We start from the raw sequence: 14,650 nt of genomic DNA on the forward strand, positions 1-14,650 counted from the left end.
CCATGTTGAAATTAGATCTTCAGTTGTTCGCTTCCAAGAAGGGCGTAGGCTCGACGAAGAACGGACGCGATAGCCACTCGAAACGTCTTGGCGCTAAACGTGCAGACGGTCAAACGGTAACGGCAGGAAGCATTCTTTTCCGTCAACGCGGAACGAAAATTCACCCAGGCACTAACGTTGGAATCGGTAAAGATGACACGTTGTTCGCATTGGTAGAAGGCGTCGTGAAGTTCGAGCGTTGGGGACGCGACCGTAAAAAAGTTAGCGTTTATCCAGTTACTGAAGCAGCAGTAGCTGCAGCAGTTGAATAATAACGCTTCATCCAGTGCCCGGCCTGATGTTATAGGCCGGGTTTTTTAATAGGAAGAACACTCATCTGTATGAATCGGCATGTACCGCACTACATAGAAAGTGGGATATTCGCGAATGAAACGGGTAGGTTCGGCTAAACTTTACGTATCGGTATCGTTGCTGCTGCCAGCAGCCTGTTTGTTCATTTGGCGAACAGCATGGTGGCCAATTGTCGTTTTTGTCGTTTGGTCGGCGATCACGATTGTGCTGTGGATGTATTCGGAACGCAAGGAGCAGCGAGACAGGCAAGCCCGGCTCGGGCATGCGCTCCAGACTTCGGCAATCCGGACGCTTAATCATCATCGGCATGACTGGATGAATGACCTCCAAGTGTTGTACGGCTATATTCGAATGAATAAGCAAGACAAAGCTGTTCAGTATGTTGAGGGTATTCGGGAGCGAATGATCGCAGAGAGCCGTATTGCAAAGCTTGGTGTTCCTTCGCTCGTAACGTACTTGCAGTCCTTCCGTACGATGACCCATTCGCTGCAGCTGCATGTTGTGATTGATGGCGAGCTGGATTTGGAAGAATTACCGATCGATAAGAATGGCGTGGCTGAAACGTTAATCGATCTCATGAATATGTATCGATTCGGTATGAAGCAACGAACGGGAGAACCGGCCAAGCTCACGCTTCAGCTGGCTCGGGACGACAAGTCATTGCATGCCGTCTTTTTCTATGATGGGGAATGGAATGACATTGACGATGCATTGCACAAAATAAAACAGCGGCTGAGAAACTCGCCGCTGCAGCCGATCAGTTCGGAGCAGTCGCTTGCAGAGCTGCCGCTAAAGGCTGAACTGCGAGGTTGAACGGAGGCTAAATCAGCATGTTTGTAGATAAAGCGAAAATATTTGTAAAAGGCGGAGACGGCGGCAACGGCATCGTGTCCTATCGCAGGGAGCTCTATGTGCCGGACGGCGGACCTGCCGGCGGCGACGGCGGCCGCGGCGGCAACGTCATTTTCCGCGTGGATGAAGGCTTGCGTACGCTGGTCGATTTCCGCTACCAGAAGCATTTCAAGGCGAAGCCGGGCGAGCGAGGCAAGGTAAAAGGCATGCATGGTGCAGGCGCGGACGATATGATCGTACGCATCCCACCAGGCACGGTTATCGTGGACGACGATTCGCAGGCGATCATTGCCGATATGACGCGCCACGGGCAAGAAGTGATCATTGCGCGCGGCGGGCGCGGCGGACGCGGCAATATGCGTTTTGCAACGGCGAACAATCCTGCGCCTGACATATCGGAGAACGGCGAAGAGGGCGAAGAGCGTTGGGTCGTGCTCGAGCTGAAGGTTATGGCAGACGTAGGGCTCGTTGGGTTCCCGAGCGTCGGCAAGTCGACGCTGCTGTCTGTCGTATCCGGAGCGAAGCCGAAGATTGGGGCGTATCACTTTACGACAATTACGCCTAATCTGGGCGTTGTTGATGTTGGCGATGACCGCAACTTCGTTATGGCGGATTTGCCGGGCCTGATCGAAGGCGCGAGCGAAGGCGTTGGGCTTGGCCACGAGTTTTTGCGGCATGTCGAACGGACACGCGTTATTATCCACGTTATCGACATGGCGGCAACAGAAGGCCGTGATCCATTCGACGATTGGGTCAAAATCAATGCCGAGCTGAAGCAGTACAACGAGAAGCTTGCCGAGAGGCCGCAAATTATTGCAGCCAACAAGATGGACATGCCTGGCGCTGACGAGCAGCTGGAGCTGTTCAAGGAGCAGCTTGCTGAGGTGGCGGGGGATCGCCATTACGACATTATTCCGATGTCCTCGTTGACGCGTCAAGGGGTTCAGGATCTGCTTTATAAGGCAGCTGACGTACTGGAAACGGTGCCTGACCAGCCGGCGCTTGAAGAGGTAAGCGATCTTGCCGAACGCAAGGTGTACAAGTTCGAGAAGAATGAAGAGATTACGTTCCGCGTATTCCGCGAGGATGAAATATTCGTCGTCGAGAGCGAGGGCATTGAACGGCTAATGCGGCGTACGAATTTGAATTCGTACGATGCGATTATGCGATTTGCCCGCATTTTGCGTAACCTGGGCGTCGATGCCGCGTTGCGGAAAATCGGGGCGAAGGACGGCGATACGTGCCGAATCGGCCACTACACGTTCGAATTCTTCGAGGGCAGCGACTATCAGTATTAATCAAGACGGCGCAGGCCGTCTTTTTTTATAAGCTTTTAGGCAAAAGCGGGGGCAAGCCTAAGTTTGCCTATTGTCAAAGTACGTAAATTCACGTACAATGTCCACTATAGGTGAACAATTGTCTCTTTCAGGAGGACGATAAAATGACGGCACGTTATTATGTCGTTCGCGAAGACATTTTGCCAGAAGCGATCGTTAAGACGATTCAGGTGAAGGACATGCTGAAGCGGGGCGAGTCGGCTACCGTGCATGAAGCGGTAGAGCGCGTTGGATTAAGCAGAAGCGCATTTTACAAATATAAGGACGGCGTCTACCCGCTTAGCGAGCTGGACCGTGAGCGAATCGTGACGGTATCGATGGACCTGGATCATCGCTCGGGCATTTTATCCCGAGTGCTCGGATTGGTTGCAGGCTTGGAGGGCAACGTGCTGACGATTAATCAGAGCATTCCGCTGCAGGGACTGGCCAATGTGGTCATTTCCGTGGATACGTCATATATGACGGAAGATTTGTCAGCGCTCATGGAACGGATACACAGCTTGGAGGGCGTTCGCAAAGCCTCGGTCATCGGACAGGGGTAATAATACGATTGATGGGGGTTATCGGATGAAACCAGTTAAAGTAGGATTGCTTGGTCTAGGAACGGTCGGAACCGGCGTGGTTCGGATTGTAGAAGGGCATCAAGAAGATCTGCAAAGCCAGGTTGGCTCGGCAATCGTCATCGAGAAAATTCTCGTTCAAAATAAATCGAAGCAGCGTGCGATCAGCATTGATCCTTCGAAGCTGACAGAAGATCCGTGGGATGTCATTCGTGATCCGGAGATCGACGTTGTCGTCGAAGTAATGGGCGGAATTGGCGATACGAAAGCGTACATTCTTGAAGCGCTTGCGCGCGGCAAGCATGTCGTGACGGCGAATAAAGATTTGATGGCGCTGCATGGCCCTGAAATCATCGCGACGGCAACAGAGAACAAATGTGACGTATTGTACGAAGCAAGCGTTGCAGGGGGCATTCCAATCATCCGTACGCTGATTGAAGGCTTCTCGTCCGATCGCATTACCAAAATTATGGGCATCGTGAACGGCACGACGAACTTCATTCTGACGAAGATGAGCCAAGAGGGCGCATCCTACGATGCAGTGCTGAAGGAAGCGCAGGAGCTGGGCTATGCAGAAGCTGATCCGACTTCGGATGTTGAGGGACTTGATGCTGCACGCAAAATGACGATTTTGTCGACGCTGGGCTTCCGCGCGAACGTGGCCCTTGAAGACGTTTCGGTACAGGGCATCTCTTCCGTTAGCCAGGAAGACATCGCTTATGCCAAACGTTTGGGCTATGAAGTGAAGCTGCTCGGCATTGCAGAGCGCCAGGATGACCTCATCAGCGTCAGCGTACAGCCGACGATGGTGAAGCTGAGCCATCCAATCGCATCGGTAAACGGCGTATTTAACGCGGTTTATGTGCATGGCGAAGCGGTTGGCGAGACGATGTTCTATGGCGCAGGCGCAGGCGAGCTTCCGACGGCAACGTCCATCGTAGCGGACTTGGTCGCCGTCGTCAAAAACCTGAAGCTAGGCGTGAACGGCAAGCAAGGCGTTATTTCATACAAAGAGAAGAAGCTGAAGACGGACGAGCAAATTTCGTCGAAGTACTTCTTGCTGCTGAACGTTGCGGACCGCGCAGGCGTTCTGGCTCGGATTACGCAAGTGTTTGCGGAGCACGAGGTTAGCCTGCAATCTGTCTTGCAGCAGCCGAACCCGCACAATCCGGAAGCTGAAATTATCGTCATCACGCATGACGCGAATAAAGCGGCCATGAACCAAGTGCTGAAGGCGTTCCAATCGCTGGACGTTATTCGCGAAGTGAAAAGCGTTTATCGTGTAGAAGGCTAGACTTCTAAACAAGACATTTTTCGGGCGTCGCTTAGGCGGCGTCCGATTTCGACTATATACGAGAAGGCTGGAGTGAGGGGAAACATGTACGGACCACGCATAATCGTTAAGGTGCCGGCGAGCACAGCAAATCTGGGGCCGGGCTTTGACACGCTCGGAATGGCACTGTCACTGTTTGCATGGATTGAGATGGCACAGGCGCCAGAAACGACAATTACGCTGTATGGCGATCAAATGAACGGCGTACCGACCGATAAATCCAATCTGATCTATAAAGTGGCGCAAATGGTGTTCAACGAGGCTGGCGTTTCCGTGCCGGAATTGTCCATCTCCATGTATAGCGATATTCCGCTAACCCGCGGGCTTGGCAGCAGCGCATCGGCAATTGTCGGCGCACTCGTTGCGGCGAACGCGCTAATTGGCGCTCCGCTATCCGACCATAAGCTATTCCAAATGGCAACGGCGCTCGAAGGCCATCCGGATAACGTTGGCGCTTCGTTGTTCGGCGGCATAGTTGTTTCTGCATGGGATGGCGAGCAAGCCGACTATGTTCGAATCGACCCGCATCCATCGCTTCAGGCGCTGGTAGCTGTGCCGGCCTTCCAGCTGTCGACGGAGAAGGCGCGCCATGCGCTGCCCAAAGAAATTAGCATGGGCGATGCCGTCTACAACGTAAGCCGCAGCTCACTGCTTGTCGCAGCGCTGGCGACTGGCCAATTGGAGCTGATTAGCAAGGCGATGAAGGATCGGCTGCATCAGCCGTATCGCGCTCCGCTAATTCCAGGCATGGAGACGATATTGGCTCATGCGTCCGAGCGTGGCGCGTTAGGCGCGGCGTTGAGCGGAGCGGGCCCTACGCTCATTTCATTCGTAGATGCGCAGAGCGGCCGGAAGCAGGAGCTCGAGCAGTTCCTGGTGGACACGCTTGCTGATGAAGGCATCGAGGCTGAAACGATTTGGCTGAAGCCGTTCAACAGCGGACCGCAGCTGGTTCAAGTCGAGGAAGGCGATGACTTGCCTCTTATCGATCGGATTCAAAGCGAGGTGCGCGTATGATTCGGGTTTCCGTGCTGCCGAAGGGCTCAACTTCGGATGATGCGGCTCGCCATTTGTTCAGAGGGATCGAAGGGGTATCGTATGATTACCACCGCATTATTGCGGATGTGTTTCTGAGCACGGCTGAAGGCCGCTCGGATTACGCTGTCATCCCCATCGAGAATACGATCGACGGGTCGGTCGGCTTGCATACGGATTGGCTGATCGACGAGGTAGATTTACCGATCCAAGCGGAATGGGTGTATCCATCCGTGCAAAATCTCGTAGGCTTGCGCTCTGAGCTGGCGGACGAGAGCGGGGCGATCGATTATTCGCGCATTAAGAAGGTGATGAGCCATCCGGTCGCCATGGCGCAATGCTTACAGTTTTTGCGCAAGCATATTCCGCATGCAGAGCTGGAGCATATCGGCAGCACGGCGGAGTCGATCCGCATCGTTAGGGACAATCCCGGGCTGGGATGGGCTGCGATTGGCCAGAAAACAGCCGCAGCTGACAATGGCCTGGATGTGCTGCAAGAAGGCGTTACGGATCATGATAACAACTTTACCCGGTTTTTGCTGGTCGGTCCTAAGCCGTTTGAAGGCAAAACGTCGGATAAACAGAAAACGACGATCATCGTTTCCCACCCCGAGGATTATCCGGGAGGGCTTCATCAAGTGCTGTCCGCATTTGCTTGGCGTCGTATTAACCTCTCTCGGATTGAATCGCGTCCGACGAAAAAACGGCTGGGCACATACTATTTCATGATCGACATCGATAAGTCGCTGGATACGATTTTGCTGCAATCGGCAATTGCCGAAATCGAAGCGATCGGCTTCCAGGTTCGGGTAATGGGCACGTATCCAAGCTTTACGTACGAGCCTGCAGAAGAAATGGAATAGAGAACTGTAATAGGAAACTCTTTGGGCGTTTTGGCTCCTGAAGAGTTTTTTTTATTTTACTGGGGACATCTGCCTATATTCTGCATAGGATGTAAGGATTGGCGGGAGGGCATCGTTATGCCTAGCTCGCTTAGAAGACCGTGACAGGAGGTTTGCGGGGAGTGAAAATCCATATCGTCAAAAGAGGAGATACGCTGTATTTGATTGCCCAGAAGTATAACGTATCCGTTGATGAGATTTTGAAGCTTAACCCGAGTATTACGAATGCCGACGTGATCGACGTAGGAATGAAGGTGAAAATTCCATCGCATGGCGGCTCCGGCGGCTCTCATGCTGGTGGCGGCAACGGCATTATGCATCAGCATGTCGTTAAGCAAGGAGATACGCTCTGGAAGCTGTCCAAGGCGTGGGGCGTATCGTTGAATGATTTGATTAAAGCGAATCCGCAGTTGACGAATCCGAATGTGCTGCTCACCGGAGACATCGTAAACATTCCAAAGCCGCATGGCTCGCATGCGGAGCAAATCGTGCATCAGATGAACATGGAGCCTGTTCAGAATGGAACAGGAGCGGGATCTGGCCACGGCCATTTCTCGCCATCCTCAATTTTGAACAATGTGCAAGGGCTCGCTGGCAAAATTCCGACAGGCATCATGCCAGGGAAGAAGCCGACAGGCAAGACGCCTACCGCGCCGATTACGAAGACGCCAACAGCGCCGATCGAAGAGTCGAAGCCGGAAGCGTTAGCGCCAATTGCGCCTACGCCACTGCCTGCGCCACTGCCTGCGCCAATTCCAGCACCGCTTCCGGCGCCAGCGCCAGCTCCAATCGTGCTTGAAAAGACATATCCCGTGCATGTCGAGTATCATACGCAGAACGTCCATTTGTTTCAGCAATGCGGCATTCCTGCTGTGGAGGCGGGAGCCGTGTATGGCGTGCCGCATATGCCAGAGGTTCTGCCAGCTGGCCAAGGCTACGGCTACGGGCATCCTGTGGCAGGCGTGGCGGATGAGCACTGCGATCCGTGGGGCAATCCGCTTGTAGGCGGTGCTTTTGACCAAGGTCAGGGATATGGCATGCCTGATGTGTCGCCAGCCCAAGTCGATCCTGCGCAATTTGGCTATGGCTCGCCAACGCAGTTGTCGCCAGCGAATATTGGCCCCGAGCATCATGGCTATAATTCACCGCTGGTATCGCCAGCGAATGTTGGTCCTGAGCATCATGGTTATGATTCACCGCTGGTATCGCCAGCGAATGTTAGCCCTGATCAATACGGCTACGGCTCGCCGCTGGTATCGCCAGCGAATGTTAGCCCTGATCAATACGGCTACGGCTCGCCGCTGGTATCGCCAGCGAATGCGGGTCCTGATCAATATGGCTACGGCTCGCCGCTGGTATCGCCAGCGAATGTGGGTCCTGATCAATATGGCTACGGCTCGCCGCTGTTATCGCCTGCAAATGTGGGCCCCGATCAATACGGCTACGGTTCGCCGCTAGTATCGCCAGCAAATGTGGGTCCTGATCAATACGGCTACGGTTCGCCGCTCCTGTCGCCAGCAAATGTGGGTCCTGATCAATACGGTTACGGGTCGCCACTGGTATCGCCAGCGAATGTCGGCCCTGATCAATACGGCTATGGCTATGGTTCACCGCTCGTGTCGCCATCGATGACGGACCCGTTTGCTGCCGGGCACTCCTCGTGGCCATATGGCGCCTACCCAACATGGCCTGTTCAGGCGGCTGTTGCTGACAAATCCTGCGGGTGCCAAGGCAAGGGCAGGGAAGAGGAGTCGAAGGCGGAAGTACAGGAGGCTGAAGCTGCCCCTGCGAAAACCGTCAAACGGAATCCGCCACGCAAGCCTGCTAAGAAAGTATCGGTGCGCAATGTCGTTCCGCGTCCGGTCGAGCATCGTCGCAGCAAGCCTTGGATTAACGATAATTAAGCCATTCCTAAGGCGCAACAACGGGTATTGCCGCTAATGGATGCGGGCGATGCCCGTTTGTTTTGCATTTCGTGTGAATAGTTCCCTGCATTTCAGGCACAATAACGGAAAAGGAATGTAAGGGGATATTCGCCATGAAGGCATTCAGCCTATGGAAACAGCTCAAACGAAAGCTACGCCGCAGCGGTCGTCCAATGTGGACACTGGGCAGTATAGCGGCGTTCGTCACATACAGTTTGTTGTCCGCCATTCCGATGGATCGGGCTTATGGGACAGCATTTGATCAAGGATCTAACATGGAGCCTAAGCAAATCCAAGCGATCATTCGATCGCTTTCTGCGAAAAACAGCTCGGTGACGGTGCATCTTCAACGCCATTTTATTTGCGGAGAGGAGTTCCGTTCGCTTGGCTTACGTTCGTCTGCTGAGGCGGTTAAGCTGATACAGCGTCCTAACGTTTCGCATGTGAGTTTGCATGCATCCACTCAGGGCGAGCCGATTTTGGAGCTGACGGAGCAGGTAAGCGATTTGTCCCTCCAGTGCAAGGAGAATGCGATGTTCGGCATTGATCCAACTGGGAGGCTGACGCTGTTCGAGGGCCCTCCTAAAAAAGAAAACGCGGTCCGCACCTTCTATCAGCTGGACGTTCGCTTTATGGAGAGCCGCCTGCCGAAAGAAGAGTGGAAGCGTCTGGTCGATGGCATTCGAGTGGAGGATAAAGCTTCCTATTACAGCGTTTTGTCTTCGTTCAGCGATTTTGCAATCGATGCTTCACGCAATGTGATGAATCCGACTCGGCGTTAGGTAAAAAGGTGTATACGAGAGCGGCAGCCCAAGCGGGCTGTCGCTTTTTTTGTGGTTCATAGCAGGGTGGCGGCAGTGTGCAGCGAAAGAGAAACGCGTGTTCTCATCGATGCGGTTCTTTGCTATAATAGAGGGTAGTTCTGTGCATAGCAGGCTGGTAAGGAGAGGAATGCATTGCGTGTGCTCGGCATAGATCCCGGGATTGCGATCGTGGGATTTGGATTCATAGACAAGGACGGACACAAGCTCACGCCCGTGCAATACGGTTCAATAGAGACAAAGGCGCATACGCCTTCGGAGACACGCCTATTGCAGGTCTATGAATCGGCATCGGCGTTAATGGACAAATACAAGCCGGACTCCGTCGCGGTGGAGAAGCTGTTTTTCAACCGCAACGTGACGACGGCTTTTGATGTTGGGCAAGCAAGGGGCGTTATTATTCTAGCAGCGGCTCAGCGCGGTCTTCCCATTGCGGAGTATACGCCGCTGCAGGTGAAGCAGGCAGTCGTGGGATACGGCAAGGCCGAGAAGCGGCAGGTGCAGGAGATGGTGCGAATGTTTTTGAAGCTGAGCGCCATTCCGAAGCCGGATGATGTCGCGGATGCGCTTGCAGTTGCAATTTGCCACGCGCATTCCATTGTGCTGACGAATAAGTTGAACGGGGGACCACGATAATGATCGATTTTTTGAAAGGTCCGGTCGCCCACTGGGAAACCGAATATATTGTGCTAGATGTGCGGGATGTCGGGTATCGGGTTTTCACGCCGAATCCTTACGGATTCGCGCGGAGCAATGAGCCAGTAACGGTCTACATTCATCATCATGTGCGGGAAGATGCAATTCAGCTATTCGGGTTCGCCACGCGAGAGGAGCAGACGATGTTCCGAAAGCTGCTGGACGTTTCGGGCATAGGCCCTCGCGTCGCGCTTGGCGTGCTGGCGGGCAGTCGTCCGGAAGCGATCGTCGCGGCGATTCAGCAAGAGAACGTAACGTTCCTCACGAAGCTTCCGGGCATCGGCAAGAAAACGGCGCAGCGGATGATTCTCGATTTGAAGGACAAGCTGGGCAATGCTCCGCTCGCGTTCGGCGCTGATCCCTCGGTGTGGGATACGAACGAAGGCAAAGGCACGACGGGAGAGCAGGCGATTGCCGGCGCATGGCCGGAGGCAAGGGAAGCGCTGGGCGCACTCGGTTATACGGCAGCGGAGCTGGATAAGGCATTTGAGGGTTTACGCGCTTCGATTACAGCGGAGGAATCGGTTGATTCCCTCATGAAGCGTGCGCTTCAACAATTGTTCAAAGGGTAATGATGGAAAGAGGGATGGCATGTGGAGGATGAACGCATCATATCCGCTAACCTGATGATGGAAGATCAGGCCGTGGAATTAAGTCTGCGTCCCCGCTATCTAGCGGAATATATCGGGCAATCGAATGTCAAAGAGAATTTGAAGGTGTTCATAGAAGCGGCTAAGCTGCGGAAGGAAGCGCTTGACCATGTGCTGCTATACGGGCCGCCGGGACTGGGCAAGACGACATTGTCGAATATTATTGCTAATGAGCTAGGGGTTAGCTTGCGCACAACGTCGGGACCAGCAATTGAGCGACCTGGCGATTTGGCTGCCTTGCTGACTAATCTGCAAGAAGGCGACGTCCTGTTTATCGACGAGATTCATCGGCTTAATCGTTCCGTCGAAGAAGTGCTGTATCCTGCGATGGAAGATTTTGCGCTCGATATCATGATCGGCAAAGGACCAAGCGCGCGCTCGGTTCGTTTGGATTTGCCTCCTTTTACACTAATAGGTGCTACGACGAGGGCAGGGCTGCTGTCCGCTCCCCTTCGCGATCGATTCGGCGTAGTGAGCCGATTGGAATATTACAAGACGGACGAGCTGGCCTTCATCGTGTCGCGGGCGTCCGATATTCTCGGCGTCAGCATCGTTGGGGAAGCGGCGACCGAGATCGCCCTGCGTTCACGCGGTACGCCGCGGATCGCGAATCGGCTGCTGAAGCGGGTGCGGGATTTTGCCCAAGTCAGAGGCGACGGCATTATTACCCACGAGCTTGCACGATATGCGTTGGAGTTGCTTCGCGTGGACCCGATGGGGCTCGATGCGATCGATCATAAAATGCTCAGAGCGATGATTGAGAGCTTCCGGGGCGGACCGGTCGGACTGGATACGATTGCTGCTACCATCGGCGAAGAAAGCCAGACGATCGAGGATGTCTACGAGCCTTACTTAATGCAAGTGGGGCTGCTTCAGCGGACGCCGCGCGGCCGGATTGCGACACCGCAGGCTTATCGCCATCTGGGCATCCCGGTGCCGGGCGAATCGCCATAAACGTTAGCAACGAACCGGATAAGGAAGGGGTTAGGCTAGTGAAGCATAGGTTGAAAAAGCGAACGGCGATTTCCGCATTAACGCTTGCAATGGCCGTATCCGTCTCGATCTGGTCGGAGAAGCCGTCAGAGGGCGCGTCGATTCCTAAGCTGGATACGATTCGCGTTGCGTTATATATCGATTCTGCCAAATATCATTACAACACGGCAGCAGCTACCTTCACGGCCGCAGGCGGGTTGAAGATTGGCATAAGAACGCCTGCCGCCGTAGAGCAATGGTTCAATGCCGGCACGAATGCCGTTCGGATTGCTGTGGATGATTATAAAGCGAAGATGATCGAAACGACAGACTTTAGTGCAGCTCTAACGATGCAGAAGCGGCTTCAGGCGCTGGGCGGATCGGCTGTCGTTACTTCGCAGTCGAAGAGCGGGAAGCTCGTTTATATCGTCTCTGAGGGCAGCTATAGTACGGCGTCTATTGCCAAGGCCGCAATGGACAAATGGAGCAAGGACGCGAACGTAGCATCGCTGCTCGGCAGTGCCAAGCCCGGCGTGTCCGGCCCGCTGCGACTTGAGGGCGGCAGCTACGCCTCGGAGGATGCGGCACGCAATGCCGCGAAGACGTTTGGCGCCGCTGGTCTGGACGCCTATCCTGCCGTACGCAGCGCAGCGGGCAATCGGACGTACAGCGTCATGGTCGGCTCCGCAGCGGATGCGACAGCTCTGAACAACGTGAAGTCGCTGGCTGCCAAGGTAAGCGGAGCGCCGGCGCTTCGCGAAGCAGACGCGGCAACGCCGTATTTGCTGCTTCGAGACGATCATACGGTCACGGCAACGGCACAATCGAAGCAGGTGTCTTATTCATTCCCGGCCGGTTCGACTAAGCTGTGGCTTTCGACGGACGCCGCGCAAGGCATCAAGCTAAGCGAGCGGTCGAGTCGAACGTATCGAGGCGCATTTGAGGCTAGCGTATATAATGGGAAGCTGGCTATCGTCAACGAGCTGCCATTTGAACAATATCTCTACTCGGTCGTTCCATCGGAGATGCCGTCCTCCTGGCCAGCGGAAGCGCTCAAGTCGCAAGCGGTCGCTGCGCGGACCTATGCGTTATACCAAGGGCTGGCGTTCGGCATAGCTCACGTCAACGACACGGAGCTCAGCCAGATGTACACGGGGATAGCCGGAGAGAAGGCTTCAACCACATCGGCTGTAAACGATACAGCTGGCGTGATTGCCTTGTACAACGGCAAGCCGATCGAAACGCTGTTCTCATCCAATGCCGGCGGCCAAACGGCGGATGCAACGGAGATTTGGGGCAATGCCGTTCCGTATTTGAAATCGGTGCCCAGCCCGGACCAGAGTGCAGCCAAAGGGTTGAAAAATTGGTATCGCGTCGTTCTTCCAACCGGTGAATCAGGATTCGTGCGGGAAGATCTGCTGAGCGATACGGGCAAGGTGAATCCGGTAGGCGCACGTATTTTCGCGACAAGCGCGGAGGGTGTCAACGTTCGGCAAACGCCGATTGTGAACGAGGCATTGGCGTCCGTAGGCAAGCTTCCAAAAGGCACGAATGTCGTCGTTATCGACAGCGTAGTTGAATCTAACAACATGAACTGGGTAGCGGGCCCGTTCACGCCAGAAGCGCTGCAGAAGTCGACAGGCAACGCTTCGCCGGTCAAGACGCTGGATGCCGAATATGGCGAGTCTGGGCGCGTGATCCAAATGTCCGTCAACGGCAAGCCGTTGAGCGTGAAAACGCCAATTAGCTACCGAACACTAATGGGCGGATTGCTGAGCACGCGGTTTACAATCGACGAGACGGCGCGCACTACGATGCTAGGGGCTGACGAAGCGAAGGCCGAAAGGCCTGGAAGCTCCGGCACCTTATACGTGCGTGGCGCTGATGGCGCTAGCAAGCCAGCTTCGGCGAATTACTATATAATGAATGGGTCGGGCGAGGTTCGGGCCGCGACGCGCGATCCGCAGTTTCGATTTTACGGCTATGGCAACGGTCACGGTGTAGGGCTGTCGCAGTATGGCGCATTGGGACTGGCACAATTAGGGTATGACTACGCTTATATCTTGCAATACTACTACAAAGATATTACGATCGAAGGAAAGTAATGGACAGTAAGGACGGGCGCTATGAATGTAGATTTATTTGATTTTGAACTGCCGGAGGAGCTGATCGCCCAAACGCCGCTCGTCGAGCGGACGGGATCGCGTCTGCTGACGCTGAACAAGCGCACCGGAGAAACGCAGCACGGCACCTTCCTCGATATCGAGCAGTATGTGCAGCCGGGTGATCTGCTCGTATTGAATGATACGCGCGTTATCCCCGCTCGCTTATTCGGCATTAAGCGCGATACGGGAGCGAAGGTAGAGCTGCTGCTGCTTAAAGCAATTGGCGATAATCGTTGGGAAGCATTGGCCAAGCCGGCGAAGCGGCTTCGGATTGGTACGGAGCTGGCGTTCGGCATGGATGAGGCAGGGGAGCCGCTGCTGCGCGCAGTTATCGAAGAGGAAGGCGAGCATGGTTCGCGGATTGTCCGATTTGAATATGAGGGGATCTTCCAAGAGCTGCTGGATCGTCTGGGAGAGATGCCGCTGCCGCCGTATATTAAAGAGAAGCTGGATGACCGGGAACGGTACCAAACGGTATATGCTCGGCATGAAGGCTCGGCTGCGGCACCGACTGCGGGCTTGCACTTTACAACCGAATTGCTGGAGCAGCTGCAGCGCAAAGGCGTAGGGATCGCGTATGTGACGCTGCATGTCGGACTGGGAACATTTCGGCCAATGAGCGTCGATACGGTAGAAGAGCATGTGATGCATAGCGAATATTTTGAGTTATCCGAGACGACGGCTCAACAAATTGTTGAAACCAAATCTCGTGGAGGACGTATTATTGCCGTGGGCACGACATCTGCCCGCACGCTTGAAAGCGCGGCGTCGATGTTCACCGACGGCCAAGTACAAGCCTGCAGCGGATGGACGGACATTTTCATATTCCCCGGCTATTCGTTCAAACTCGTAGATGCTCTGCTGACGAACTTCCATCTGCCGAAGTCGACTCTCGTTATGCTCGTAAGCGCCCTGGCGGGGCGGGACGCAATTATGCAAGCCTACCGGGAAGCGGTGGCGCTTCAATACCGATTTTTCAGCTTTGGCGATGCCATGTTGATTTATTAGCTTCACACTTACGATCAATAGACAAGATGGAAGAGGGACTTTC

General features: G+C 54.5%; 14 protein-coding genes. All 14 read left to right on the forward strand.

Annotated elements, in window-relative coordinates; genetic code table 11:
* Nucleotides 1-2 precede the first annotated feature (2 nt).
* The 14 genes from rpmA (at nt 3) to queA (ending at nt 14,607) form a co-directional block, all read left to right on the forward strand.
* Nucleotides 3-311: a 50S ribosomal protein L27 gene (rpmA, locus tag PAECUDRAFT_RS19390; protein WP_006039838.1), complete on the forward strand. Its 309-nt coding sequence runs from the start codon at nt 3-5 to the stop codon at nt 309-311.
* 115 nt (nt 312-426) lie between these two features.
* Nucleotides 427-1,164 carry a Spo0B domain-containing protein gene (locus PAECUDRAFT_RS19395; RefSeq protein ID WP_006039839.1) on the forward strand — a complete coding sequence of 246 codons (738 nt, stop codon included), beginning with the start codon at nt 427-429 and terminating at the stop codon, nt 1,162-1,164.
* 17 nt (nt 1,165-1,181) lie between these two features.
* Nucleotides 1,182-2,501 (forward strand): GTPase ObgE, encoded by a 1,320-nt coding sequence (gene obgE, locus PAECUDRAFT_RS19400; RefSeq protein ID WP_006039840.1) that lies wholly within the window; start codon nt 1,182-1,184, stop codon nt 2,499-2,501.
* 143 nt (nt 2,502-2,644) lie between these two features.
* Nucleotides 2,645-3,082: an ACT domain-containing protein gene (locus PAECUDRAFT_RS19405; protein ID WP_006039841.1), complete on the forward strand. Its 438-nt coding sequence runs from the start codon at nt 2,645-2,647 to the stop codon at nt 3,080-3,082.
* Nucleotides 3,083-3,107: 25 nt separating this feature from the next.
* Nucleotides 3,108-4,394 (forward strand): homoserine dehydrogenase, encoded by a 1,287-nt coding sequence (locus PAECUDRAFT_RS19410; RefSeq protein WP_006039842.1) that lies wholly within the window; start codon nt 3,108-3,110, stop codon nt 4,392-4,394.
* A gap of 84 nt (nt 4,395-4,478) precedes the next feature.
* Nucleotides 4,479-5,450 (forward strand): homoserine kinase, encoded by a 972-nt coding sequence (thrB, locus tag PAECUDRAFT_RS19415; RefSeq protein ID WP_006039843.1) that lies wholly within the window; start codon nt 4,479-4,481, stop codon nt 5,448-5,450.
* Entirely contained in the window at nt 5,447-6,331 is an 885-nt protein-coding gene (pheA, locus tag PAECUDRAFT_RS19420) for a prephenate dehydratase (RefSeq protein ID WP_006039844.1), read from the forward strand. The genes thrB and pheA overlap by 4 nt, the downstream gene beginning before the upstream one ends.
* A 161-nt stretch (nt 6,332-6,492) precedes the next feature.
* On the forward strand, nt 6,493-8,274 hold the full coding sequence (locus tag PAECUDRAFT_RS24925; RefSeq protein ID WP_006039845.1) for a LysM peptidoglycan-binding domain-containing protein: 1,782 nt from the start codon (nt 6,493-6,495) through the stop codon (nt 8,272-8,274).
* A 134-nt stretch (nt 8,275-8,408) separates the two neighbouring features.
* Nucleotides 8,409-9,077 carry a BofC C-terminal domain-containing protein gene (locus tag PAECUDRAFT_RS19430; RefSeq protein WP_006039846.1) on the forward strand — a complete coding sequence of 223 codons (669 nt, stop codon included), beginning with the start codon at nt 8,409-8,411 and terminating at the stop codon, nt 9,075-9,077.
* Nucleotides 9,078-9,251: 174 nt separating this feature from the next.
* Nucleotides 9,252-9,752, forward strand: coding sequence for a crossover junction endodeoxyribonuclease RuvC (ruvC, locus tag PAECUDRAFT_RS19435; RefSeq protein WP_006039847.1), 501 nt, complete (start codon nt 9,252-9,254; stop codon nt 9,750-9,752).
* Nucleotides 9,752-10,384: a Holliday junction branch migration protein RuvA gene (gene ruvA / locus PAECUDRAFT_RS19440; protein WP_006039848.1), complete on the forward strand. Its 633-nt coding sequence runs from the start codon at nt 9,752-9,754 to the stop codon at nt 10,382-10,384. The genes ruvC and ruvA overlap by 1 nt, the downstream gene beginning before the upstream one ends.
* A gap of 54 nt (nt 10,385-10,438) precedes the next feature.
* On the forward strand, nt 10,439-11,416 hold the full coding sequence (ruvB, locus tag PAECUDRAFT_RS19445) for a Holliday junction branch migration DNA helicase RuvB (RefSeq protein WP_040713479.1): 978 nt from the start codon (nt 10,439-10,441) through the stop codon (nt 11,414-11,416).
* Nucleotides 11,417-11,454: 38 nt separating this feature from the next.
* Nucleotides 11,455-13,539: a SpoIID/LytB domain-containing protein gene (locus tag PAECUDRAFT_RS19450; RefSeq protein ID WP_006039850.1), complete on the forward strand. Its 2,085-nt coding sequence runs from the start codon at nt 11,455-11,457 to the stop codon at nt 13,537-13,539.
* Nucleotides 13,540-13,560: 21 nt separating this feature from the next.
* A complete protein-coding gene (gene queA, locus PAECUDRAFT_RS19455; protein WP_006039851.1) occupies nt 13,561-14,607 on the forward strand; it encodes a tRNA preQ1(34) S-adenosylmethionine ribosyltransferase-isomerase QueA in 1,047 nt (348 codons plus the stop codon).
* The last annotated feature ends 43 nt before the right edge of the window (nt 14,608-14,650 follow it).

Origin of the sequence: Paenibacillus curdlanolyticus YK9 (assembly GCF_000179615.1) — a bacterium.
Classification (GTDB): domain Bacteria; phylum Bacillota; class Bacilli; order Paenibacillales; family Paenibacillaceae; genus Paenibacillus_T; species Paenibacillus_T curdlanolyticus.

Coding starts and splice junctions, on each gene's coding strand:
- obgE (WP_006039840.1), top strand. CDS start 1,182: ATGTTTGTAGATAAAGCGAAAATATTTGTAAAAGGCGGAGACGGCGGC.
- PAECUDRAFT_RS19430 (WP_006039846.1), top strand. CDS start 8,409: ATGAAGGCATTCAGCCTATGGAAACAGCTCAAACGAAAGCTACGCCGC.
- PAECUDRAFT_RS19410 (WP_006039842.1), top strand. CDS start 3,108: ATGAAACCAGTTAAAGTAGGATTGCTTGGTCTAGGAACGGTCGGAACC.
- PAECUDRAFT_RS19405 (WP_006039841.1), top strand. CDS start 2,645: ATGACGGCACGTTATTATGTCGTTCGCGAAGACATTTTGCCAGAAGCG.
- thrB (WP_006039843.1), top strand. CDS start 4,479: ATGTACGGACCACGCATAATCGTTAAGGTGCCGGCGAGCACAGCAAAT.
- pheA (WP_006039844.1), top strand. CDS start 5,447: ATGATTCGGGTTTCCGTGCTGCCGAAGGGCTCAACTTCGGATGATGCG.
- ruvB (WP_040713479.1), top strand. CDS start 10,439: ATGATGGAAGATCAGGCCGTGGAATTAAGTCTGCGTCCCCGCTATCTA.
- PAECUDRAFT_RS19395 (WP_006039839.1), top strand. CDS start 427: ATGAAACGGGTAGGTTCGGCTAAACTTTACGTATCGGTATCGTTGCTG.
- queA (WP_006039851.1), top strand. CDS start 13,561: ATGAATGTAGATTTATTTGATTTTGAACTGCCGGAGGAGCTGATCGCC.
- rpmA (WP_006039838.1), top strand. CDS start 3: ATGTTGAAATTAGATCTTCAGTTGTTCGCTTCCAAGAAGGGCGTAGGC.
- ruvA (WP_006039848.1), top strand. CDS start 9,752: ATGATCGATTTTTTGAAAGGTCCGGTCGCCCACTGGGAAACCGAATAT.